The organism is Paenibacillus sp. EKM212P (genome assembly GCF_011066115.1).
In the GTDB taxonomy this organism is placed as follows: domain Bacteria; phylum Bacillota; class Bacilli; order Paenibacillales; family Paenibacillaceae; genus Paenibacillus; species Paenibacillus polymyxa_B.
Genome location: NZ_JAAMNR010000004.1, coordinates 371763 through 395806, shown reverse-complemented (window position 1 = coordinate 395806; position 24044 = coordinate 371763). Strand labels below are relative to the sequence as shown.

20 protein-coding genes are annotated in these 24044 nt (G+C 42.7%); 16 read left to right on the top strand and 4 right to left on the bottom strand.

Annotated elements, in window-relative coordinates; genetic code table 11:
- Positions 1-6 precede the first annotated feature (6 nt).
- From moaA to G9G54_RS14375, 5 genes are all read left to right on the top strand, one after another.
- Positions 7-1023 carry a GTP 3',8-cyclase MoaA gene (gene moaA, locus G9G54_RS14395; protein WP_165178584.1) on the top strand — a complete coding sequence of 339 codons (1017 nt, stop codon included), beginning with the start codon at positions 7-9 and terminating at the stop codon, positions 1021-1023.
- A gap of 587 nt (positions 1024-1610) precedes the next feature.
- Complete coding sequence (licT, locus tag G9G54_RS14390) at positions 1611-2444, top strand: BglG family transcription antiterminator LicT (protein WP_165178583.1); 834 nt, start codon at positions 1611-1613, stop codon at positions 2442-2444.
- A 107-nt stretch (positions 2445-2551) separates the two neighbouring features.
- The gene (locus G9G54_RS14385; protein WP_165178582.1) at positions 2552-4465 is read left to right on the top strand and encodes a beta-glucoside-specific PTS transporter subunit IIABC; all 1914 of its coding nucleotides are present in this window, start codon (positions 2552-2554) and stop codon (positions 4463-4465) included.
- A 31-nt stretch (positions 4466-4496) separates the two neighbouring features.
- Positions 4497-5954, top strand: a complete 1458-nt coding sequence (locus G9G54_RS14380; protein ID WP_165178581.1) for a glycoside hydrolase family 1 protein — start codon at positions 4497-4499, stop codon at positions 5952-5954.
- 252 nt (positions 5955-6206) lie between these two features.
- A complete protein-coding gene (locus G9G54_RS14375) occupies positions 6207-7043 on the top strand; it encodes a methyl-accepting chemotaxis protein (RefSeq protein ID WP_023989690.1) in 837 nt (278 codons plus the stop codon).
- 88 nt (positions 7044-7131) lie between these two features.
- Here G9G54_RS14375 and G9G54_RS14370 read toward each other — a convergent pair whose 3' ends face one another.
- Entirely contained in the window at positions 7132-7626 is a 495-nt protein-coding gene (locus G9G54_RS14370) for a nuclear transport factor 2 family protein (protein ID WP_165178580.1), read from the bottom strand.
- A 196-nt stretch (positions 7627-7822) separates the two neighbouring features.
- Between G9G54_RS14370 and G9G54_RS14365 the strand changes: the two genes are divergently transcribed.
- From G9G54_RS14365 to G9G54_RS14350, 4 genes are all read left to right on the top strand, one after another.
- Complete coding sequence (locus G9G54_RS14365; RefSeq protein WP_103744715.1) at positions 7823-8377, top strand: TetR/AcrR family transcriptional regulator C-terminal domain-containing protein; 555 nt, start codon at positions 7823-7825, stop codon at positions 8375-8377.
- Between the two features lie 183 nt (positions 8378-8560).
- The gene (locus tag G9G54_RS14360; protein ID WP_165178579.1) at positions 8561-9370 is read left to right on the top strand and encodes an alpha/beta fold hydrolase; all 810 of its coding nucleotides are present in this window, start codon (positions 8561-8563) and stop codon (positions 9368-9370) included.
- A gap of 21 nt (positions 9371-9391) precedes the next feature.
- Complete coding sequence (locus tag G9G54_RS14355; protein WP_165178578.1) at positions 9392-10375, top strand: sensor domain-containing diguanylate cyclase; 984 nt, start codon at positions 9392-9394, stop codon at positions 10373-10375.
- A 140-nt stretch (positions 10376-10515) separates the two neighbouring features.
- A complete protein-coding gene (locus G9G54_RS14350) occupies positions 10516-11478 on the top strand; it encodes a helix-turn-helix domain-containing protein (protein WP_165178577.1) in 963 nt (320 codons plus the stop codon).
- An 88-nt stretch (positions 11479-11566) separates the two neighbouring features.
- Here the strand turns inward: G9G54_RS14350 and G9G54_RS14345 are convergent, their stop codons facing one another.
- Both G9G54_RS14345 and G9G54_RS14340 read right to left on the bottom strand, forming a co-directional pair.
- A complete protein-coding gene (locus G9G54_RS14345; RefSeq protein WP_165178576.1) occupies positions 11567-12811 on the bottom strand; it encodes an S-layer homology domain-containing protein in 1245 nt (414 codons plus the stop codon).
- Positions 12812-13117: 306 nt separating this feature from the next.
- Positions 13118-14854, bottom strand: a complete 1737-nt coding sequence (locus tag G9G54_RS14340) for a methyl-accepting chemotaxis protein (protein ID WP_238808078.1) — start codon at positions 14852-14854, stop codon at positions 13118-13120.
- A 403-nt stretch (positions 14855-15257) separates the two neighbouring features.
- Here G9G54_RS14340 and G9G54_RS14335 point away from each other — a divergent pair, with 403 nt between their 5' ends.
- Together G9G54_RS14335 and G9G54_RS14330 are read left to right on the top strand one after the other, a co-directional pair.
- Positions 15258-16460, top strand: a complete 1203-nt coding sequence (locus tag G9G54_RS14335) for an MFS transporter (RefSeq protein WP_165178574.1) — start codon at positions 15258-15260, stop codon at positions 16458-16460.
- Between the two features lie 171 nt (positions 16461-16631).
- A complete protein-coding gene (locus G9G54_RS14330; RefSeq protein WP_165178573.1) occupies positions 16632-16793 on the top strand; it encodes a hypothetical protein in 162 nt (53 codons plus the stop codon).
- Here G9G54_RS14330 and G9G54_RS14325 read toward each other — a convergent pair.
- Positions 16771-17766 (bottom strand): hypothetical protein, encoded by a 996-nt coding sequence (locus G9G54_RS14325; protein ID WP_238808076.1) that lies wholly within the window; start codon positions 17764-17766, stop codon positions 16771-16773. The two genes, G9G54_RS14330 and G9G54_RS14325, sit on opposite strands and share 23 nt — an antisense overlap.
- A 314-nt stretch (positions 17767-18080) precedes the next feature.
- On the opposite strand from G9G54_RS14325, the gene G9G54_RS14320 reads away from it, so the two are divergent.
- From G9G54_RS14320 to G9G54_RS14300, 5 genes are all read left to right on the top strand, one after another.
- The gene (locus G9G54_RS14320; protein WP_172828265.1) at positions 18081-19091 is read left to right on the top strand and encodes an ABC transporter permease; all 1011 of its coding nucleotides are present in this window, start codon (positions 18081-18083) and stop codon (positions 19089-19091) included.
- A gap of 36 nt (positions 19092-19127) precedes the next feature.
- Positions 19128-20036, top strand: a complete 909-nt coding sequence (locus tag G9G54_RS14315; protein ID WP_165178571.1) for an ABC transporter permease — start codon at positions 19128-19130, stop codon at positions 20034-20036.
- A gap of 35 nt (positions 20037-20071) precedes the next feature.
- Positions 20072-21664, top strand: a complete 1593-nt coding sequence (locus G9G54_RS14310) for an ABC transporter substrate-binding protein (RefSeq protein ID WP_061829645.1) — start codon at positions 20072-20074, stop codon at positions 21662-21664.
- 134 nt (positions 21665-21798) lie between these two features.
- Positions 21799-23070 carry a M20 family metallopeptidase gene (locus G9G54_RS14305; protein WP_165178752.1) on the top strand — a complete coding sequence of 424 codons (1272 nt, stop codon included), beginning with the start codon at positions 21799-21801 and terminating at the stop codon, positions 23068-23070.
- 13 nt (positions 23071-23083) lie between these two features.
- Positions 23084-24019 (top strand): DUF1177 domain-containing protein, encoded by a 936-nt coding sequence (locus G9G54_RS14300; RefSeq protein ID WP_165178570.1) that lies wholly within the window; start codon positions 23084-23086, stop codon positions 24017-24019.
- The last annotated feature ends 25 nt before the right edge of the window (positions 24020-24044 follow it).

Here is a 24044-nt window from a genome sequence, read left to right as displayed (position 1 = left end):
GGGCGTATGAATTTTCATCCACTGAAAGACAAGTTGCAGCGGCCCATTCGTGATTTGCGTATATCGGTTACAGACCGCTGCAATTTCCGCTGTTCCTATTGCATGCCTAAAGAAATTTTCGGTGACGATTACGCCTTTCTTCCCCAAAATGAATGTCTGTCGTTTGAAGAGATTCACCGGCTGACGAAGCTCTTTGTATCCCTGGGCGTAAAAAAGATCCGACTCACGGGCGGTGAACCATTAATGCGCAGGAATCTATCCGACCTGGTCTCCCAAATCCTGTCCATTGACGGAGTGGAAGATGTCGGCTTGACCACCAACGGTGTGCTGCTAGGACAGCAGGCTAAGCCTCTCTATGACGCGGGGCTACGACGGCTTAATGTCAGTCTGGACGCTCTGGACCCCGAGCTATTTGGGCGGTTGAATGGCCGGGGGATTAAGCCTGATGTTATTTTGAAGCAGATCGAATATGCAAGAGAAATCGGCTTTGAAATCAAGATCAATATGGTAGTTCAAAAAGGCGTTAATGACTCGGAGATTTTGCCGATGGCTGCTTATTTTAAGGAGCAGGGAATAACCCTTCGCTTTATCGAGTTTATGGATGTAGGTAATGACAACGGATGGAGCTTCAAAAAGGTACTAACCCAAAAAGAAATCGTTGAACGACTTAAGAATGCGTACGAGCTGGAGCCGATGGATCGGGATTACTTTGGAGAAGTGGCAAAGCGTTATCGTTATAAAGACAGCGACGCACAGATTGGTTTTATTACTTCGGTTTCTGAATCGTTTTGTTCGTCTTGTACACGTGCCCGCTTATCGTGCGATGGCAAGTTTTATACATGTTTGTTTGCTTCAGGCGGATTTGATTTACGCCAGATGCTTCGCAACGGGGCGAATGACCAGGAATTGCTCGATATGATTACTTCAGTATGGGAACAACGCACAGATCGGTATTCCGATGAACGTACGGAGCAGACAGCCAACAACAAAAAAAAGATTAACATGTCCTACATTGGCGGCTGACATTTTATACCATGATAGTGTGCTGTATTTGATGTGGTTGCTCCGAAAAAGAAAGCGCAAACATTTTTGTTGGCAAAACTTAAATTCGATGTTATTATGATTTTGGGATTGTTACTGAAAAGGCAAAACCCGAGGCATGGAATTCAATTTCCATGTGTTGGGTTTTGCCTTTTCTTTTTAGAATACAAGCTTTACGATATCCTGCATGATATGAACATATGGCCCAGCTATAACGCAGAAAGGTGAGTGATATAAAGCCTTACAAGTGCTGAACAACAAAGATGATGACGTCGACCAACGAATCGACATCCGAAAAATGATGTCATGGGACGTGGTTAACCGACTATATCCTTTTTCAGAACGGAATATCAGATCGGTTTGGGAGCACTCAAGATCAATGATGGAAAACGTAAGGCTTTTGTCTCTTATTATGAATGCGTTTTCATGACATGAAGTTGTAAATCAATATATTTGCATTTGATTTACGACGAAGATTTGATCGGCTATTACCGTCTTGTGACCTATCTGAAATTTCGCCCAGCATCTAAATCCTTTTTTAAATTTGATGGGATAAGGGGGGCAGTTAGATGATCATAACGAAGATATTTAATAACAACGCCATAATAGCCAAAGATCAAAAAAGAGATGAATTTGTTGTTATGGGTCGTGGTATTGCATTCAAAAAGAGTGCAGGCGAACAAGTAGAAGAGCATCTAATTGAAAAGGTCTTTGTGCTTAAACATAAAGATGCTTCAGAGAAATTCAAGTTATTGTTAGAGGATGTTCCATCAGAATATGTTTCGTTATGCTATGACATCATTGAATATGGAAAAAGCATATTAGAAGCACAATTGAGCGATTATATATATGTTTCGCTTACGGATCACATGAACAATGCATTTAAAATGTTTGATGAAGGGTTTAAAAATGCAAATCCATTAATTTGGGAGATAAAAAAATTTTATCCCAAAGAATTTGCGGTTGGATTAAAAGCACTGGAGTTTATTGAAGACGAAACAGGCAAACGATTGTCAGAAGATGAAGCAGGTAATATTGCTCTTCATTTAATAAATGCTCAAGTAAACAGCTCCTACAACAAGGTAGCAGATGTTGCTCAGCAAACTCAAAAAATACACGACATCTTGAATATTATTAAATACTCTTATAATACCACCATAGATGAACACTCGATCAGTTATGAGCGATTTATTACACATTTAAGATTCTTCTTTCAGCGATTAAATAAAAAAGAAAAAGCAGAACTGGAAGACGATTTTTTGTGGAGGCAAGTGAAAACAAAGTACAAAAAGGCATATGGCTGCATGCTGAAGATTGAGAAATACTTGGATATGGTATTGTCAGATGAGGAAAAGCTGTATATAACGATTCATATTCAGCGTGTGACCCAAAGACAAAATTGAATAACTCTTGGATTGTTACTGGTAATGCAGGCGAAACCAACCTAGATCGAATTTGATCTATTTTGGTTTTGCCTTTTTTTATAAATACAATTAAAGGGGAAGTTACAATGAAGTATGAGACATTAGCAAAAGACATCATCAGAAATGTCGGCGGCAAAGAAAATGTGAATAGTCTAACTCATTGTATTACACGCTTGCGCTTCAAATTAAAAGATGAAAGTAAAGCCAATACAGAGGTTTTGAAAAATATGGATGGTGTTGTCACTGTGGTAAAGAGTGGCGGGCAATACCAGGTTGTTATAGGTAACCATGTACCTGAGGTTTATGCTGAAGTTACTGCTGTAGGCGGTTTTCAGACAGGAGATTCAGAAGAAGCCTCAGGTGAAAAAATGAGTTTGTTCAATAGATTCATTGATACCATTTCAGGTGTATTTACACCCACGTTGGGTGTCTTAAGTGCCACGGGTATGATTAAGGGCTTCACTGCCCTATTTGTAGCTTTGGGCTGGCTGACTACTACATCGGGTACCTATCAAATTCTCAATGCTTTAGGTGATTGTTTGTTCTACTTCTTTCCTATTTTTCTGGGGTATACGTCAGCTAAAAAATTCAATGCCAACATTTTTATAGGTATGGCTATAGGTGCATCGCTTGTATATCCGACATTTAGCACGATAACAGCTTCGGGCAAACCACTATACACTCTATTTAGCGGGACTATATTTGAGTCACCGGTATATATCACTTTCTTAGGTATTCCGGTCATTCTGATGAGTTATGCGTCAACCGTTCTTCCGATTATCATATCCACCTATGTAGGCTCAAAAATAGAAAACTTCTTTAAAAAGGTAATCCCTAGCGTAGTAAGAACATTTTTGGTTCCGTTTTTCACATTGTTAGTTATTGTACCCTTAGCGTTGATTGCGATTGGACCTCTCTCGACTTGGGCAGGTCAACTGCTTGGTGCTGAAACCCTCTTTGTGTATAACTTAAGTCCGATTATTGAAGGTATGCTTATGGGCGCTTTCTGGCAAGTGTTTGTTATCTTTGGATTACACTGGGGACTTGTTCCTATCGCTATGAACAATTTAGCAGTGCTTAAATTCGATCCGATTCTTGCGGCTACACTGGGAGCTTCCTTTGCTCAGACAGGCGTCGTACTGGCGATTTTGTTTAAAACCAAAAATGTAAAACTGAGATCACTTTCCATTCCAGCTGTCATCTCCGGGATTTTTGGTGTGACAGAACCAGCGATTTACGGGATTACATTACCACGTAAGAAACCATTTATTTTAAGCTGTATAGCATCCGCAGTAGGCGGCGGTATTATAGGAATGATGGGAACTAAAGGTTACATTATTGGTGGATTGGGTATTTTCGCTATCCCGAGCTATATCAGTCCGGCAGGAATAGACAACGGATTTTATGGGGCTGTTATCGGTATCCTGGTAAGCTTTGTATTAGGTTTCTTGCTTATGTTCTTTGGCGGATTTAAAGATGATGAAGTGAAAGAAGCAAAAAAGGAAGACAGTACACCAGGAGCGGCAAGAGGAGAAGTTTTAGTAAAACAAGAGACGGTGATGAGTCCATTAAAAGGTGAAGTGAAGTCTTTATCTGAAGTAACAGATGAAGCCTTTTCAACAGGTGCTCTGGGTAAAGGGATTGCCATTGAACCTTCTGAAGGTAAGGTCGTTTCACCTGTAGATGGTGTATTAACATCATTATTTTCGTCAGGTCATGCGATTGGAATTACAAGTGACCACGGTGTTGAGGTCCTCATCCATGTAGGCAAAGATACGGTCAAATTAAAAGGCAAACATTTTTATCCTAAAGTGAAACAGGGAGATGCTGTTAAAAAAGGCCAGCTGCTTATGGAGTTTGATATGGAAGCTATAAAAGAGGCTGGTTATGTTTTGACCACACCTGTTATCGTTGCCAATACTACGAATTACCTGGATGTCATTGAAACAGAGAAGAAGGCGATTGAGTATCAAGAGGACTTATTGACCGTCGTAGTCTGATCCTAATTAAATGTTGAGGAGGAATTAAACAATGAAAAATACAACTAAATTGGAATTTCCACAAGGATTTTTATGGGGAGGTGCAACGGCTGCCAACCAATTTGAAGGTGGATATAATGAAGAAGGTAAAGGCTTAAGCACTGCTGATGTGATCACGGCTGGAACGCATACGACTTCCCGAAGAATTACACCTATACTGGAAGAAGGAGTGAACTATCCGAGTCACGAAGCTATTGATTTTTTCCACCGCTATCAAGAGGATATCCGCTTATTTGCGGAAATGGGATTCAAGGTCTTTAGAATGTCCATTGCGTGGTCAAGAATATTTCCTAACGGAGATGATGCAGAGCCGAATGAGCAAGGCTTGCAGTTCTATGATCGTGTATTCGCAGAATTGAAAAAGTATAATATTGAGCCTTTGGTTACAATCTCACATTATGAAGCACCGTTTCATTTGACCCAAAAATATAATGGTTGGTCAGATCGCAGAGTCGTAGATTTTTATGTGAGATATTGTGAAGTGCTTTTTAATAGATACAAAGATGTCGTAAAATACTGGTTAACTTTTAATGAAATCAATATTTTAACCTTGTCATTTGGAGCATTCATGGCTGGAGCTATGATGCCGGAGGGGAATGGAGAGCTTGCCCATGCTACAGTGAAGGATGAGCAGGTTCTGTATCAGGCGTTGCATCATCAATTTATTGCCAGTGCAAAGGCTGTAAAGCTGGGTCATGAAATCAACAAGGACTTTAAAATCGGTTGTATGATTGCTTATATGTGTTCCTACCCACTTACATGCCATCCTGATGATATTCTGCTAGCTCAACAAAAGGATAACTTAAGTAATTTCTTATGCTCAGATGTTCAAGTAAGAGGCGCTTATCCGGGATTTGCCAAACGCTATTTTAGAGATCATAATATTCAGATCAAAATGCAAGAAGAGGATGAGGACATCTTAAAGGAAGGCTGCGTAGATTTCTATACCTTCAGCTATTATTCCTCTACTTGTGTCAGCGCCGATCCCAACCAGGAGAAGGTGGGAGGAAATTTATCTATGGGCTTAAAGAATCCTCATTTGAAAGCAAGTGCCTGGGATTGGCAGATCGATCCACAGGGATTGAGATGGTCCCTCAATAATATTTATAACCGATATGAAATCCCGTTAATGGTTGTTGAAAATGGTCTTGGCGCCGTAGATACAGTGGAAGAAGACGGTTCGATTCACGATGATTATCGAATTGATTATCTGAAGAAACACATTGAGCAGATGAAAGAAGCGATTGCTGATGGAGTAGAATTAATAGGCTATACTCCGTGGGGATGTATTGATCTGGTAAGTGCAGGAACCGGTGAAATGAAAAAGCGTTATGGTTTTATATACGTCGATAAGGATAATGAAGGCAAAGGGACACTTGCCAGATCCAGAAAGAAGAGCTTCTATTGGTATAAGAATGTGATCGAAACCAATGGAGAGCAGTTGGATTAAATCTTAGTGCCTGTTTCATAAAAGTCATACCATCAGCGCGTGCCAATTTTTAATGGTACGCGCTACTTGAATTTACATTATGAAACGAAAACAATACCTTAAATGGATTCCCTTCAGGAAACTACGGAATTGTTTATAGGTTTGGGACTTAACATCATCAATAGTATTTTTAAATTCACTAAACACATGGGATGAAAATGTCGAAATAGATGATAGGACTTATATCAAAATATAAGGAAGTGGATACATATTATGAATCAAGTAGAAGCTGTTTTGACCGCCATGCCATTTATCAAAGAAGCTGCACGACAAGATGTTTCAATTTCCGTAATGGACAGGGAAAAATTTCTGTTCTTTCAGTCGGGTAAAAGCTTAGTTTATGACTTCAAAGCAGGCGATCCTCTTCCTGATGTACACAGAGACTTCAAAATGCTAGTAGGCGGTGAAAAGACCAGAGAGCGTTACGCTGCTGAAGTTTTCGGCATTGCTGCTGATTCTTACTTTCATCCGATTAAGAATGAACAGAATGAGATCGAGGCCGTAATGTGTATCACCTATAGTATGGATAATCAAGATCAACTGAAGAAGTTGATGACTCAAGCCGAGGATGTTACAAGTAAGCTAGTTGAAGGGATTCAGCATGTGGCGGCTCATTCGGAGGAGCTTAGTGCGACAGCTGAAGAAATTCTAAGCAATACTAAACAGGCGGTTGAGGACTCCGGTAACGTGACTGAGGTGGCCGGCTACATTAAGGAAATTTCAGAGCAGACGAACTTGCTTGGATTAAATGCAGCAATTGAAGCAGCCCGAGTGGGTGAGGCAGGAGCTGGTTTTGGGGTTGTGGCTACAGAAATCCGGAAAATGTCTACGGGCACCAAGGAAGCAACCGGACGGATTGAGCAGTCCTTGCAAGCCGTCAGACAATCGGTTTATAACATGGAACAAGAAATCACACAGATTGCGGTTTCCTCCCAAGAGCAAGCCAAGCTTGTAACGGAATTTATGAATATTATTGATCAATTAAATGTAACCAACCACGGCTTGAGAGGGTTAGTAGAAAAAATTACGGATGATGTTGAAGCAGAATAAAGAATGAAAAAAAGTCTCGGTCTGTGAATTGTACATTCCGTAATGGAAATGTAGATTACAGGCCGAGACTTTTTCTAATAGTAAATATTTACGAGTATTGTTGGTTTAACAGTGCAGTATCATAATACTCTTCGAAAGATTTGATTTTATTGTTTTCAAATTTAAAGATCTGGACATAGATCCCGTTGTATTTTATTTTTTTATTTTCTCCCCATGGTCCATTCGCTGTGATATCAATATGGCTGCGTGTTTTTGTCACAATCGTGTTAGGATTTTCTCCGACTATAAACTCATCGATGGTCCATTCGAATGTCCCTTTCATATCATTAAAAATGGGATTAAAGAAGCCTTTTACAGCATCCCAGCCTTCTTGAACAGAATTGTGCAAAACTGCCACATCATTAGTGGTAAATGGGGTGATTACAGCCGGATTATCTTCAACCCACAAAGAATAAAATTTGTCCGTATCTCCTAAATATAAAGAAAAAAAGTCTATAATGACATCCATGTTCTTTTTAGCAGATTCATTCTCGCTGTTGAATGAAGCATTAATAGTTACATTTTTAATCTTTTTGGGATTCATGCTGTTATTCTCCTTTATAAAAAAGATTTTGAACCATTACCTTTTCATTTGGCAGATGGCTGTCCAGCTTCTATTTACATCATTAGTATAAAATATAGGCAATTAAATAATAATAGACTGATTTTTAAGAGTGTTAAAAATGTAGACAAATACTTCATAGTGTACAAAAGTAAAATAAAATTTTGTGAGGGCTAACATGATTCGAAAAACAACTCCTAAGGAACTTCTTGCTGAATCTTTGATAGACTTAGCCAAAATACATCCAATCCAGTCTATCACCGTAACGGATATTACTGACAATTGTCAGGTTAGCAGACAGATGTTTTATTATCATTTCTCCAGTAAATATGACCTGATCTCATGGATATATAGTGATAAGGCAGATAAAATTATTGAACAATATATAGAAAAAGAGCCTTGGGGACGTGTTGCCGGGAGAATTGTTGAGTTTATTAAAGAGGATTACATCTATTTTAAAAAGGCTTTTGACGACAATACGCACTTGTCTTTTTATAATAATATCTTTAACTATACGGTTGAATGCCACACCAATTATATTCTTAAGAAAACAAATAGGACTTCGTTGCCTCCCGACATCCTTTTTGCTATAAGATTTAACGCTTATGGGGGAGTGAATGTGACTAAGGACTGGCTTGAGAATGGCATGAAGGAATCTCCAGAGCAATTAGGCGAATTAATATTCTCTGCGATGCCCTTGCCTATAAAAAAACATTTTCATTTAGATGAATAAATGCCGCGGAGAGGATACAGATATGAATTTGAATGAGTTAAATGAACAGAGTTACTCCGAACTAGAAGAATATGGGGTACATGTATTTCTGAATGAGATTCATTATCCATAATCAAATCTTTTCCGATATAATAATGAAAAGCAGTCGATAGAACAGATACTACCTCAGAGAGGTGATTTATAATGACCGTTGACATTCTCGTACGTAATAATGTAAAAGTGCTGGGCTCAGGTAGCCAAACGATCGTATTTGCTCATGGCTTTGGATGCGATCAGGATATGTGGCGTTATATCGTCCCTAGCTTTATCGACAACTACCAAATCGTCTTATTTGATTACGTAGGCTCTGGAGATTCTCAAATTAAGTACTATGATTCAGAAAAATACAGTGACTTGCAAGGGTATGCCCAAGATGTGCTAGATATTATGGAAGCGCTAGAATTAAAAAATGTCATATTCGTCGGACACTCCGTTAGTAGTATGATCGGAATGCTTGCTTCTATCCGCAATCCCCAATATTTTGAGCGCATCGTCATGCTCGGTCTCTCTCCTCGTTATGTGAATGACCTCCCCCATTATTATGGAGGCTTCGATAAGAGTGACATCGATGAATTGCTTGATATGATGCAAATGAACTTTATTGGCTGGGCTAGTTATCTGGCACCCATTGTTATGCAGAATCCTGAACGACAGGAATTAACCGAAGAGTTGGAGAAAACCTTTTGCTCAAGAGACCCTCATATTGCACGACAATTTGCGGAAGTGACTTTTTTTTCGGATTGCCGTGTCGATCTCCAGCATGCTTCAGTTCCTACACTGATTCTCCAGTGCTCGGACGATAGCATTGCTCCGATTGAGGTAGGGGATTATTTACGTACTCATCTTAAAAACAGCAGGCTTCAACAGATGAGGGCAAAGGGGCATTATCCTCACTTAAGTCAACCTGGAGAAACAAGCGAGCTGATTAAAGAGTATTTAGCCAGTGTGTATTAACAGAAGAAAGGCAGTTATGAAATGGATACTCAATTAGATAAAGCTCCCTGTGGATATTTCTCAATCTCGGATTCTGGCTTCATTCAATCGGTAAATCAAACTTTATTGGATATGCTACTTTATGATCGGAATGAATTGCTCGGACGGCCTATTGAATCCACAATGTCTGTTACCAACAAGCTATTTTTTCATACTTATTTTTATCCCTATATTCAGTTGTACGGGCATGTCGATGAGATGTACTTCTCGTTTCGGACAAGTGATCGACAGGATGTGCCTGTACTTCTAAATGGGGTACGTCAGGAGCGCAACGGAGAAACTGTTATTGATTGTGTAGTGCTTATGATGCGTAAGCGAATTGAACATGAGAGAGATATTTTGCAGACCAAAACCAAGCTTCAGGAATTATATCAGGCTACGAATGAAGCGAACCAGAAGCTTGAACGGTTGCACGAAGAATATGAAATCAAACAGCAGGAGCTAGAAAGGATTAATCTCCAGCTTGAAACGATGGCATCAACGGACCCGTTAACCGGTCTTAAAAATAGAAGGTATTTCCAAGATCAATTACTAGCTAGCCTCGCGTCCTTTCGTGAGAGTGGAATATCTTTTTCGCTGCTTATCATTGATATTGATCGTTTCAAAAGTATTAACGATACTTATGGTCATCCAGTGGGCGACCTAGTGCTTACGAATCTGGCAGAATTACTGCAATCCATGTCACGGGACTGGGACATTGTCGCTCGGTATGGCGGCGAGGAGTTCGTAATTATTCTTCCGGGCAACGATCAAGAAGAAGCTATTCTTACAGCGGAAAGATACCGTTCCACGACGGCCTCGATGGATTGGGGAGAATATGCTATTACTGTGAGTATTGGGGTGGCAACGGTTACGCAAGAGGATACGGAACAAACGATTGTTCATCAAGCGGATTTGGCTCTGTATGCTTCCAAAAGTGGCGGGAGAAATCGGGTCACTCATTCAGCAAATCTTGTAAAGAGATAGTATAGAGGCTTCTTAAACTGTATGAAGAGTTGAGCTTACTCCAATAGGTCTGGTCAAACCATTCAAATTCGGCTACTATTATTGATAACGATTCTCATTTGTAGCATCGGAATGAATGAAAACATTTGAGGTGGACGCTTGTGAATTCAAACTCGTTATCATTAATATATCAGCATTATTTGGAAAAAACTCCGTTTAGACAACAGAATGAGCATACGTATATGATGTTACCGGAAGCGGGTCATGGGCATATTTACCGAGTTACAACTTACAGCGGAATTGAAATTGTATATTCGCACATTCAATATCACGAGCCGTATCCGACCAATTTTTCTTCCAGAGGACAAATGATTGAACTTCAATTTGCGCTTTCCGGTCAACGTCATGTGAATGTGGCTGGTCTGGATTATACACTCCCGATGGGGCAGGGTGCTCTTATTTTTTTACAGGATTTCAAAGCATGTTTCCATCCTCCGGTTAACGAACAATACCAATCATTTGCACTTGGCATTCCGATTTCGTTGTTTAATTATGCGGCTTCACAGTTAGCGGCTCGTCGGCAGGTAGCTATTGAATTTAATCAAATTCTTAAGGGAACTGCATTCCATCACTTTAGTTTTGAACTGGATCACATAAGTATAGTGATGATTGAACATTTGATCAAAGACTTGAAAAGTGTGCATAAATCGCCTTTGTTAATGGAAGCAGCGGCACTTGAGATTTTAAATCGATTTATGATTCAATTATTTGATTTAACACCTATGCCCGAAGGTTTGTCTAAAGAAGATGTCAGAAAGCTGCATATGGCTCGGGAGATCCTTAAATCCAGCATGATTGATCCACCCTCGCTGATCACATTATCCCAAAAGGTTGGATTAAACGATTTTAAATTAAAAAAAGGATTCAAAGCCTGCTTTGGAACTACTGTATTTGAATATTTGCGCCAAATTCGTCTCGATTATGCGATGAAGCTGCTCCGAAGCCAAGAAAGCAATGTGACTGAAGCTGCGATGGCTGTAGGATATAGCAATGTGAGTGCATTTTCAGAGCAATTTTTCCGGGAATACGGAGTGAAGCCATCCTCCTTAAAGAAGGTATTTTAAAATTTATTTTTTGACCGTTTTTTAAAAATATCAGGTAAATAAAAAGCTGGAACCCTGTATAGAAAGGATTCCAGCTTTTATTTGGTGCTTAATTCACGATAGTTTCAGTACCCTCTGAATTGATGGTTGAAGTATGGGTACGAGACGCTTCTTCAATATTTTTGAATGCCCAGTAATCTGCGGGTACATCCTTCCATGTAGCCTGGGTCGTACCTTCCAGGGGTCCTCGTTTTAAGATGGTGTTCAAAATTGTAACGGTTTCTACTCGTGTTATATATTGATTGGGTTGGAAGCTGCTGTCGTTAAAACCAGTAATCCATCCTGCTTCAGCTAGCGCTTTAATTGAATCTCTTGCCCAATGCTTTTCGATATCGGTATAAGGAGATGCTGCGGTTTGCGTTCCTTTAAGCTGCTTCCAGGATGCGAGTATTGCTGCCATTTCTGCACGGGTAATGGGTTGCTCTGGCCGAAATGTTCCATCTGCATATCCATTCATGAAGTGTTGTGTCGTGAGTGCTATAATCGAATCTTTCGCCCAATACGTGCTAGGTACATCTTTGTATGCCAATAAGCTTTCTTTTGTTTCCAACTTCATAATTCTAGCCATCATCGCGGCAGTTTCAGCTCGTGTAATCGACTGGTCCGGTCGGAATGTGCCATCCTGATAACCGGTTATATATTTTTCATGCACAACCTCTGATTGCTCTACTGGCATGATTTCCGGAGTCGGCAAATCTGTCGGTAAAACCGATGGTGATGAAGGTGTGGTTGTTTCGCTAGAAGAAATAGACTCACTACTATCTGTACTATCCTTCTTATCTTTTTTACTGCTACTGCTGCCGTTACCAGTAGTAGCACCAGTTCCGCCAGTATTCCCAGTGTCTGCATCTCCATTTATAACCTGTATATACGCTTCAGAGGTACTCGGGACAAATCGAGCATCCCCACTATATATAGCAGTAATCGGGTGACTTCCCACACTTAAATTGCTTGTGGTATAGGTCGCAGTGGCATATCCATTTGCAATCCCATTTGGCGTCATCGTAAGCGTATCTAATATATTCGTACCATCCATAAGAACCACGGTGCCAGTTAAATCCTTCGTAATTTGTGGGGTTGAGATGGTTTTGATGCTAAACGTTACGGATTGACCTTGTTTAGAAGGATTTGTCCAACTCGTTACCGTGGTTTCAGTAGCATACACAGCATCTGTTACACTTGGTACTGGTGAGGAGGTCGCATACACAGCACTCCCAGAAAAACTCCATGACCAGGTCCCAAATAAGACGATAAGAGCAAGATAAGATAAACAAAAAGACTTGATTTTACTCATAGACTTCCTCCATAAATTTCCGGTGTCACGATGATTAGACTTAGATCCTTCATGATGACTAACCTGCTAATATGATTTCTTACACTACTGGATTACTATACTAAATGCTTCTGAACCAATTCTGAACAAAATCGACAAAAACCATGCCTAATTAACAGATCACGATTTGCGAGCCCTTCATAATACGAATGGTCAGTTTAGCGCGACGTTTTCGGAAAAAAATGAGCCTTCTTACCATGAACTAATGCTAATCTCACGGTAAGAAGGCTTTTCATGAAACCATATTGGAAACTACAGTTTATTCCACTAGTATTTAAATTTGACCGTTAGATCCTGTAACTTCTGAGACATATCCGACAAGGTCGTTGCCAGGCTGGTGATCTGCTGCATTGAAGCCAACTGCTCTTCTGCAGACGCTGCAATATTCTGCGAGTTGTCCGCCGCTTGAAGCGCCAGACTTGATACATTCTCTCCGCTCGCCGAAATTTCTTGGACACTTGCGGTTATTTGCTGCGTGATGCTCGCGAGCTCTTCTGTTTGCTGTGCGATATGATTGGTGGACGTCACAATTTTGTTAAACTGCTGCTCCGTCTCACTGGCAATTTTAATACCAGAGTCGACATCCTGTTTTACGCGTTCCATGGTCTTAAGCGAATGTTCCATATCTTTGCGCATATTCTGAATCAACTCGGAAATCTGCCCGGAAGACTGGTTCGATTGTTCGGCCAGCTTTCTTACCTCTGAAGCAACGACGGAGAAACCGCGGCCTTCTTCGCCTGCACGAGCAGCCTCAATCGAAGCATTTAAGGCAAGCAGGTTGGTCTGCTGTGCAATATCCGTAATGGCATGCAGCATCGTGTCGATCTGTTGAGTGCGTTCATCCAACATTCTCATAACCGCATCGGTTTCATTGACGGAATGGTTAATCAGGTCCATTTGCTTCACCGTATGTTGTACAGCAGTACCACCAACGCTCGCCATTTCCATCGCGTCTGCAGACGAATCAGCAATGGCCAAGGAGCTCTCCGTGATCCGCTGCATACCTATTGAAATTTCTTCAAGCGAGCTGGTTGTCTTCTGGAGCATCATCTGCTGCTCCTTAGCACCGGCCGCCGATTCTTGAATCGCGATGGTGATGTGCTCGGTTGCCTGTCCAGTGTGCTCTGCTCCAAGGGTCAATTCTTTCGAGGAAGTAGCTACCTGCTTTGTGGACAGATTTACCTCACCGATCAGAAATCTAATATTTTTAATCATATGATTGAAGTCCTGTGCAAGCTCGCCGATCTCATCTTTTGAATGAATTTTGACTTCTTCGACCGTTAAATCACCGTCCGCAACTGCGTTAAGCCGCTTTGCAATCATGATGATAGGCTTCGTAAAACGTCCCGAAACAAAGCTTACGATAATTGCTCCCAGAATAACCGCAACAGTCGTAATAATCAGGACAATATAAAGGACTTTGGTCGCCCCGCTGTTAAATTCGTTAAAATATGCTCCAGAACCGATGATCCATCCCCAATAAGGATCCTTTTCAACATAAGAAATTTTCGTCTCCACTTGATCTGTACCAGGTAAAGCCCATTTATAAGTGACGAATCCCCCGCCGTTTGTACCGACTTCTACAAACTCTTTTCCCACATGCACACCGTCTTCCGACACGGCATTCATTAAATTCTGGCCTTCATTTGAAGGGTTCATCATTGAAACGGCATCTTGGTTGACTGCCCACGGATAACCTGTTTTACCTACAGTATATTTAATCTTTATCGGTCTTTTGTTATTAGCATCTTTTACACCGAGCAGCTCGATGCGCAGTTTTTCCTGTGCTTCCTCCAATGTTAAATTACCGGCTTCGACTTGCCCATTGAGGAAACTAATCATACCAATTACCATTTGCACACTATTCTTAAGTGCCACTTTGCCTGATTCATTCATTTCATTCTTGGAAACAAAATAAGAACTGATTCCAATTACGAATGTGGGTACAATTAAAATAATTAAGCACATTATGGTTAACTTCGTTCTTAGTGATCTCACCTTCATATTTGATCCTATCTTTGTTTTCACTGCATTTCCCCCTTAGACATCGATATACAGACTCAACCCACAACTGCGCTAGTTACTAAAGGGTAAAAAGACTGTACATCATATATCGTAATAACATGTCAGGAAGTTAAGCCCTTTCATCTTGTCAGCGATGAAACCGTCTAAACTTCGTATCATGTTACGGCCCCCAGGTGAACTATGCGTCAAGGTCACTATAATCAACGGAACCCAATGGATCATAGAATTAAGATCATCTTATACTGTCCTGAAGGCTGGCGCTGTTTTATATGCTAAATTAAATCCGTTTAACCGCAAATTTATCCGTATACAGGCAGTAGTTTCTTGGTATGCTCCGTATACTTCTGCATAGAGAGAATCTATACCAGAGGAGTGTGCGAGGATGAATAGAATCAAAGGGAGCATCTTTTTCAGTGTTTTTGTGGCTATGCTAGGGCTCATGCTCATTGCTCCAATTATGCCGCCCCTTATTCGTGAGCTGGGGTTAAGAGAAAGTCATTCTGGGTTAATTATATCGCTTGGCTCCATAACGATGGCCTTAATGGCTCCAATTTGGGGGAATCTGAGTGATGCAAAGGGACGCAAGCCTGTGATTTTGCTTGGATTCATAGGGATGTGTGTAAGCTGCTTGCTGTTTACGCTTACTCTTTTTGCAGGATTAAAGGGTTGGCTCAGCGGGGGAATGCTGTTAGTCGTGCTGATTGTTACACGCGGCTTGATCGGCGGGTTTATCCCGGCGGTATTGTCATCCTCCCAAGCTTACATGGGAGACGTGACCGAGGGCGAAGATCGAGGTAGTGGCATGGCTATCATTAGCGCGGCCAATGGACTTGGATTAGTATTTGGGCCCGCTATTGCAGGCGCCTTTACTTTAATAGGCTTGCTGTGGCCTTTGTATTTTGGAATCGTGATTGCGGCTGTAGCATTTGTAGTGGCCTTGCTGGCAATTCCGTCTGCCAAGCCTGTTATTCAGCAAAAGCCAGCTCGGATTAACCCTTTTCAACCTGGTCTACGAATGTATTTGTTTGCAGGTTTGGTTACGATGATTAGTATTGTGACCATCCAGGTTATAGGCGGATTTTATTTTCAAGATCAATTAGGCCTTTCATCCGAAGAAACAGCAAGAGTGGTTTCCTTTGGGCTTATGTTTTCTGGGGCGGCGATGTTAATTGTACAGATCGTTCAAATGAAATGGCTTAAATGGCAACCCAAGCCAATGATTTTGCTCGGCTCTCTGTTCCTTATTGTCGGTATGCTGCTATTCCTCATGTCAGCCAGCATGGTCGTTTACTATTTTGCGTTCTTTATGTTTGGTATAGGTACAGGCTTGCTAATGCCTGGATTTATGGCCGGGGCTTCTCTTTCTGTCAGTAAAGAACAGCAAGGAGGAGCCGCTGGTCTGGTGGCTACTGTCCAAGGCATTTCTGCGATTATTGCTCCTATTTTGACAACGACGCTATATCGGGTGAATAAATATATTCCTTTTGCTCTTATAGCAGTTCTGGTAGCTGTTATGGCCGTCATTATGTTGGGGATAAGAAAGAGAAAAGGGAATAGTGAACTGGTATCTCAGAAGGCCAAATAATTTGATGAACCCATAGGCTTTCGCGCTATATTCACGAGAAGCCTATTTTGTTTGCTGGTTTGAATGATAGTCAAAAGGTCTCAATTGTCTATTTCATATTGGTGGCGAAGATGCGGTGAAGTGGAGGAAAGGAATGTACAGGGTGCTGGAAGAAGAGGAGCGTGCTGCGGAATGATTCGAGCTGTAGCCGAAGACAATACTGGATATACCTCTGAACCGCTGCTTCGAGGGGCGACCGAACGGCGAGCGCTGAGTCGAATGCCTCGTTCTTTGCAGAACGCGCGACAGGCCCCTCATCGCAACTGGATTACTACCTTTGCTTCTGAAGTCTGATTAACCTCTGCTCCAATTTGGTATCTCCCATAAATTTGCTAACAGATACAGCAAGCTGATATTGATCGGTCCCCATATGGTTAGCGGCAGGTTGAAGAATCTCTTTTATCGTTTGCCATAACGAAGCAGCCTGCCGGCTTTCTGCTCCAAAATGGAAGATGATGTGGATAGAGGCCGTAATAATATTGCGACCAAGTCCGTACAGAAACCATTCTTCTTCCTTAGTAATAAGCGGAATAATGGTTTCCATCATTCTCCATGCCTCATTTAATCGTCCTGCTTCAATGAACTTCTCTGCTAGGCTAGATGCAGTAGAACAGTAGTTATGATGATTCCCTTCGGTTTTCTCCATTTCGGTCAGCCTTTTAAGAGCTTCAATTTCACCTTCTGCATGGTTGCGCCATCTCTCATGATAAACGAGTGTCTGCAAATTTTCTTTGTTCCAATCCGTCTGATCCTTGATCCACAAATCGATAAATAATGATAGATAAACATCTTCCCCGAGCTCGCTCGCGATATTGATGCAATCCTCGATATTAGCTACATCTTTGCTGAATAAATAATTTTCCAAAATCAACTCTGGGTCAAACCCGGCATATGTATCGAAATTGGCCTCCTTGGCCTGCTGGAACAAGATTTGGTCCTGCTCACGCTCATACTTTTGCAGTAAAAAAACAGCGTAATACAGAGCATCGCCAATCCCCTGAAAACTGTTCGTTTCCCTGTCTATAATTTCATTAACGAGCAACCTTCTAACAATCGGTTCGTAATGCGGGGCATATCGATCCTCGCGATTGTACATAGCCAAAAGCACCTTCAAGCGATTGGTATAATTGGCATCACTCTTTCCATATTTCTCACTGTGCTTTTCCAAATAATCGACCTTCGAAAAATCGGCGTGATCACCTATTAGACTCTGCAGCATTTCATCATAGGGTGTCATCATCTGTTCCAACAGCTTTCTGTAGTTCATTTCCAATACTGTGATTCTCCTTTCCTGATCGACCTAATACTACAATCCATATTTACAAAAAACAAGCGATTTCCTTTTAAAAGGGGATTGCCTGTTTTGCATTATGCTGTTTTTGATTTCTCAAACCAGATAATACATAACATTCAAACTACATATTGAGTCACTTTAGTGCACGGACGACAAATTTCGTCATTATTTTTAGTTATTCAGGACGTGGAAATCGTTCTTGTTCCTTAGTACAATGATAAAAATAACAAGTGATGAAAAGAAAGATGACAAAGAGACGAGGGATTACGGATAAGGGGGGACGAACTGTGGCCGTATACACACTACGTAGATTGGTACAAATGATTCCAGCACTGCTTGGTATTGTCGTCATTACATTCATGATCTCAAGAGTGCTTCCAGGTGATCCTGCTGTGATGCTTGCGGGGGAACAGGCTACACCCGAGACGATTGAAAATATTCGCAGCAGTATGGGACTGGATCAACCGAAGTACATTCAATTCTTTCATTATGTAGTGGGATTGTTCCATGGTGATCTGGGTCAGGCTTATCACACCGGACAGTCAGTGGCAAGCGACTTTGCTACCCGGTTTCCAGCAACCATCGAGTTGGCACTGGCAAGCTTGGTTATTGCGATTCTGGTGGCAATCCCGATCGGTATTCTGGCGGCAACCCGTAAAGAATCGATTGTTGATCACATTTCACGCGTGTTTTCCTTGATCGGTGCATGTATGCCCATTTTCTGGATTGGCCTGTTATTCATTTATATTTTCTATGCTAAATGGGGCATCGCTCCTGCGCCCATGGGTCGAATTAGCGGTGATATCAATCCGCCGACGCACGTTACGGGACTTTATGTACTCGATAGTCTGATGACCGGTGATTTTGTAGCTTTAAAAAGTAGTTTATCCCATTTGGTTCTACCAGCTGTCTGTCTCAGCACAGGCACTATGGCGATTGTGGCACGGATGATGCGCTCCAGCATGCTGGAAGTCATCGGTCAGGATTTTGTTCGCACAGCCAGAGCCAAAGGTCTGCGCGAAGGAATTGTCATCTATAAGCACGCACTCATTAACGCTTTTATTCCAACGCTTACCGTACTTGGTTTGCAGGTCGGTTACCTGATTGGTGGAGCGGTTATTACCGAAACCATTTTTACCTGGCCAGGAGTGGGCAGTTATGTGACGGACTCCATTTTGGCGGCTGACTACGCACCGATTCAAGCATTTACCCTTGTAAGTGCGCTGATTTACAGCTTTATCAATCTTGGAGTCGACTTGGTTTACGGATTGATTGACCCACGTATCCGGTACGAGTGATAACAATGAAGCACAAAAGTAGGGGGAGGTACTCGGATGAGCACTGCAAGTGATTTGGTGGCAAAAGCGGCTGTACCTCAGCCCAATGCAGCCGCTATACCGAAACGTAAGACCTTTTGGCGATTACTGTTTGGCAATAAACTCGCTTTAATCGGATTCATTTTTATCGTTGGCTGGACGCTCATTGCCATCCTCTCATCATGGATTGTTCCACATGATCCTTATGTAACCGACCCGGCGAACAAGCTGCTGCCGCCAAGTGTAGAACATTGGTTTGGGACCGATAATTACGGACGCGACATTCTCAGCCGTGTTATTTACGGAGCCAGAATCAGCATATGGACCGGGATGATCGCCGTGTCGATCTCATTTATCATCGGCGTACCGCTTGGAGCCATCGCAGGTTTCTATGGCGGTCGAATGGGCAGCACTATTATGCGCTGCATGGATATTCTGTTGGCTTTCCCGTCGCTGGTACTCGCCATGGCCATTGCTGCAGCGATGGGACCAGGACTGATGAGTGCACTTATCGCTGTGGGCATTGTAGGCATACCCGAATTCGCCAGGCTGATTCACGGACAAACCATCTCTCTCCGGGAAAAGGAGTTTGTTGAGGCCAGCCGGGCGATTGGTGTAACGAACGGAACGATTCTGTTTCGCCACATCTTGCCTAATGCACTTGCCCCACTGCTTGTGAATGCAACGCTTGGAATGGGCTTCGCCATCCTGACCTCAGCCAGTCTCAGCTTCCTGGGACTCGGTGTGAAACCCCCAATTGCTGAATGGGGCGCAATGATTTCAGAAGGGCGAGCGTATATCATTTCCGGTGAGTGGTGGATTGTAACCTTCCCGGGTCTTGGAATTGCGACAGCTATTTTGGGCTTCAATTTGCTTGGAGACGGTTTGCGGGATGTTCTTGATCCTAGACTGCGCTCTAGCAAATAAAAATAAATAGATCATTAAAGGGGAGAACGTAAGCCATGTTGAAAAAAAGTCTTTCTCTAATTGTCGTCTTGTCTACGTTGCTATGGACGGCAGGTTGTGCGAGCAATGCTAACAGCCCGTCCGCTTCATCTGGAGAGAAGGGCACAGATGCCCCATCCCCACCAAAGACGATTACACTTGCTTACTCGGAGGGAGGGTCAACCATGGACCCTGCTGAAGCAAGTGATCTTACATCGGACACCCTTGTGCTTGCGCTCTATGATCAGCTTGTGACCTACGGCAAAAAGTCTACGGATAGCGGCGAAGTGGCAGATACGGAAGCCATTAAGCCCATGCTGGCTGAAAAATGGGATGTGTCCGCAGATAACATGACTTATACGCTCCATCTGCGTAAAGACGTTAAATTCCAAAGCGGCAACCCGCTAACCGCCAATTCCGTGTTGTATTCCTTTGAGCGGCTTAAAAATTCCGATTCCGGTAGCTTTCTGTATGGTATGAGTTCCATTAAAACCGCTACAGCGCCAGATGAGCACACCGTTGTCGTTACATTGTCCCAACCCAATCATATGTTTCTGCAAATCCTGTCATTGTACAACTTCTCCATTGTGGATGATGTGCTTGTCAAAGAAAATGGCGATGGTGACTATTTGAAAACACATGCGGCAGGTTCAGGCCCGTTCAAACTTGAAAAATGGGACCCTGCGACAGAAGCTGTCTTTAATGCTAATGACAGCTACTGGCAAGGAGCGCCAAATCTGAGCAAAGTAACGATGAAGTTTACCAAGGAAGCTTCCAACCGTGTACTTCTGCTGGATAAAGGCGATGTCGACATGGCGATTGAGATTCCTGCAAAGGATGTTTCGAAGCTGGAAACCAACGCTGATCTGAAGGTTCAATCCAATGCAAGTAACCGGATTCTATATTTCGCCATGAATAACAAAGTCAAACCTTTTAATGATCCAAAAGTGCGTCAAGCGATTGCTTACGCCATCCCTTACGACCAATTAATCGATGATGTCATGTACGGTCAAGCGAAACAAATGAAGAGTTCTGTAGCGAGTAACACGCCTGGCTACACCGATGCGGGTTACAGCTATAAGCACGACCTGGACAAAGCAAAACAGCTGCTTACAGAAGCGGGTTATCCTAATGGGTTTAATTTTGACCTGACACTGGGTTCCGGCTTCCAGGACTGGGCAGATGATGCCGTATTGATTCAAGCTGAACTTGCCAAGATTGGCGTAAAGATGAATGTTGTCAATGTTGCTCGTGCACAGTTCCTTGAACAGCAACGAGAAGGCAACCTGACAGCATACATTTCTAAATGGACTTCCTTCGTCAACGACCCTGGATACCATCTCGGGTTTCTGATGTACAGCGGCGGTTCATCGAATTATATGCATTACGCTAATGCAGAAGTGGATAAGCTTTGGGAACAAGCAGGCAAAGAGCAAGATGAAAATAAACGTAAAGAGCTGTATGGCAAAGCACAAGAGCTTATAAATCAAGATTCGCCATGGGCGTACCTGTATGAATACAATCGGGTTGTTGGCATGAGCAAAGACGTCACTGGATATGTCTACTACCCAGATGAGGTTATCCGATTCTATTCATTGAATAAAGAGTAAGTTGTGATCTTACCTTATGCCTTCGGTTTTTACAGCCGAAGGCTATCATTTTACACCTGAAGGATGAAGCTGATTCCGATGGATCGTAAAAAATGTAGTTGGCTAAATGGAAAACGTGAAGGGACTGAATGGAAATGACAGATTGGAAAACATTAGTTCTTGATGAAATAGATAAACGGCAGGGCGAATTGCTTGAGCTATGCTCGCGGTTGATTCAATTTCCTTCGGAAAATCCTCCAGGTGACTCACGCGAAATTAGTCAGTTCATTATGGACTATCTTAAAGAAGCAGGTATAGAAACAACGGTGCATGAATCCGGGCCGAATATGTGGAATCTCATTTCTGATTATGGCGCTGAAACGGTGAACGGAAAAAAACTGATTTTCTGTGGGCATACAGACGTTGTGCCGGCAGGGGATCGTACTCGTTGGGATTTTGATCCGTTTTGTGGTGAAGTGCGGGATGGTTATCTCCTGGGTCGCGGTGCTTCGGACATGAAAGCAGGACTGGGCGGATTAATATTTACCGTTGCGCTGTTCTCCAAACTAGGCGTACCACTCGAAGGTGCGTTGTCGTTGCTTGTAGTTCCAGACGAGGAAACCGGGGGACATCTTGGAGTACCTTGGGTGCTGGAAAGAAAACTGATTGAAGGAACGGCTGCTGTGATCGCCGAGCCTTCAGGCCCGCAAAACCCGACCATCGGGCAAAAAGGAAGCTGCTGGTTTGAATTTACTGTTGAAGGCACACCGGGTCATGGCAGTTTGCAGCCAATTGTAGGTGAAAGTGCTATTTTGAAGGCTGCAAAAGGGATTGAAGCGCTGCAACAACTGTGGGACATCAAGCCGGACATCCCGGAAGAAGTCAAAGAGATCATTGAAATTTCCAAGCGTTATGCAAGCGAACGAGAGAACCCAATCTATGGACAAGCGTTTGATCATGTAACGGTGAACATTGGTACGATCCAGGGGGGCACGAAAGTCAATGTGGTTGCGGACCGTTGCACAGTGCAAGTGGATTCCCGTGTTCCATTTGGCGTAGACCACCGGGATGTACTGGCCAAAGCCAAAGAATTGCTTGCAAGTGTTGGCATTGACGCGGAGCCCAGACAATTCGGATTTTATGGTAATGCCAACTGGACCCCGCCCACCGAGCCGATTGTACAGGAGCTTGTGGAATCTATCGCTGAAGTCAGCGGTAAAGAGGCCTATGGCGTACTGCAATGGGCAACCAGCGATGCACGTGCATTCCGCAAATACAATATCCCGGTATTGCAATACGGGCCTGCCGAACTGTCGACCATTCACAATTTTAATGAAAAAGCTCCGGTATGGCAGATCATTCAATCTGCGAAAGTATACGCCTTGACGGCGCTTAAATATCTGAAAACAACACAAAAAGAAGCATAAGGGGATCTGCCGTATGATGAAACAAGTTTTTGAAGTTTATGACCTTTTGGATAATCCGTTCGCCAGCGGGGCAGAAGTCAAAGCATATTTGGAACAACTGGGTCAAGCGGAGATTACGATCACCACTGTGCAAGGTGAAAAGGGCTCTACGGATTTTATTAAAATTGTCATTGCCGGTAAAACGGGTCGCATTCAGGGGGGCGATTCTCCAACCTTGGGTGTAGTAGGGCGACTTGGTGGACTTGGAGCACGGCCGGAAATGATCGGATTTGTATCCGATGGTGACGGTGCGGCAGCGGCAATTTCGGCGGCGGCTAAACTATTGTGCATGCAGTCCAAAGGAGATGTGCTTGACGGAGATGTGATCATCTGTACACATATTTGTCCAGATGCACCTACTCAGCCCCATGATCCGGTTCCATTTATGGATTCACCCGTAGATATTTTGACGATGAACAAATATGAAGTGACACCCGAAATGGAAGCGATCCTGTCTATTGATACGACCAAAGGGAATCGGGTCATTAACCATAAAGGTATTGCCATTTCCCCGACGGTACGTGAAGGCTACGTGCTACGCATTAGTGAAGACCTCGTCGATATTGTGCAGACCGTTACTGGCGAACCGTGTGTCACGTTTGCTGTAACTACGCAGGACATCACACCTTATGGTAACGACCTGTATCACATCAACAGCATTTTGCAGCCAGCGGTGGCCACTTCCGCTCCAGTGGTTGGTGTAGCCATCACGGCCGCTGCTCCTGTCCCAGGCAGTGCAACGGGGGCCAGCCACGAAAGCGATATTGCGCTGGCGGCCAAATTGGCTGTAGAAACAGCCAAAGCTTATGGACGTGGGCAATGCTCTTTTCATTCGGAAAAGGAGTTTCAACATATTACTAAATTGTACGGTACCATGAAGCATCTGCAAACGATGGGTAAGTCTGAATAAGCTTATTCCCTAAGATAAAAAGAAC

Bases quoted from the DNA above. Each gene is read 5' to 3' on its own strand.
- moaA (WP_165178584.1), top strand. From the start codon at position 7: ATGAATTTTCATCCACTGAAAGACAAGTTGCAGCGGCCCATTCGTGAT.
- licT (WP_165178583.1), top strand. From the start codon at position 1,611: ATGATCATAACGAAGATATTTAATAACAACGCCATAATAGCCAAAGAT.
- G9G54_RS14385 (WP_165178582.1), top strand. From the start codon at position 2,552: ATGAAGTATGAGACATTAGCAAAAGACATCATCAGAAATGTCGGCGGC.
- G9G54_RS14380 (WP_165178581.1), top strand. From the start codon at position 4,497: ATGAAAAATACAACTAAATTGGAATTTCCACAAGGATTTTTATGGGGA.
- G9G54_RS14375 (WP_023989690.1), top strand. From the start codon at position 6,207: ATGAATCAAGTAGAAGCTGTTTTGACCGCCATGCCATTTATCAAAGAA.
- G9G54_RS14370 (WP_165178580.1), bottom strand. From the start codon at position 7,626: ATGAATCCCAAAAAGATTAAAAATGTAACTATTAATGCTTCATTCAAC.
- G9G54_RS14365 (WP_103744715.1), top strand. From the start codon at position 7,823: ATGATTCGAAAAACAACTCCTAAGGAACTTCTTGCTGAATCTTTGATA.
- G9G54_RS14360 (WP_165178579.1), top strand. From the start codon at position 8,561: ATGACCGTTGACATTCTCGTACGTAATAATGTAAAAGTGCTGGGCTCA.
- G9G54_RS14355 (WP_165178578.1), top strand. From the start codon at position 9,392: ATGGATACTCAATTAGATAAAGCTCCCTGTGGATATTTCTCAATCTCG.
- G9G54_RS14345 (WP_165178576.1), bottom strand. From the start codon at position 12,811: ATGAGTAAAATCAAGTCTTTTTGTTTATCTTATCTTGCTCTTATCGTC.
- G9G54_RS14340 (WP_238808078.1), bottom strand. From the start codon at position 14,854: ATGAAGGTGAGATCACTAAGAACGAAGTTAACCATAATGTGCTTAATT.
- G9G54_RS14335 (WP_165178574.1), top strand. From the start codon at position 15,258: ATGAATAGAATCAAAGGGAGCATCTTTTTCAGTGTTTTTGTGGCTATG.
- G9G54_RS14330 (WP_165178573.1), top strand. From the start codon at position 16,632: ATGATTCGAGCTGTAGCCGAAGACAATACTGGATATACCTCTGAACCG.
- G9G54_RS14325 (WP_238808076.1), bottom strand. From the start codon at position 17,766: ATGAACTACAGAAAGCTGTTGGAACAGATGATGACACCCTATGATGAA.
- G9G54_RS14315 (WP_165178571.1), top strand. From the start codon at position 19,128: ATGAGCACTGCAAGTGATTTGGTGGCAAAAGCGGCTGTACCTCAGCCC.
- G9G54_RS14310 (WP_061829645.1), top strand. From the start codon at position 20,072: ATGTTGAAAAAAAGTCTTTCTCTAATTGTCGTCTTGTCTACGTTGCTA.
- G9G54_RS14305 (WP_165178752.1), top strand. From the start codon at position 21,799: ATGACAGATTGGAAAACATTAGTTCTTGATGAAATAGATAAACGGCAG.
- G9G54_RS14300 (WP_165178570.1), top strand. From the start codon at position 23,084: ATGATGAAACAAGTTTTTGAAGTTTATGACCTTTTGGATAATCCGTTC.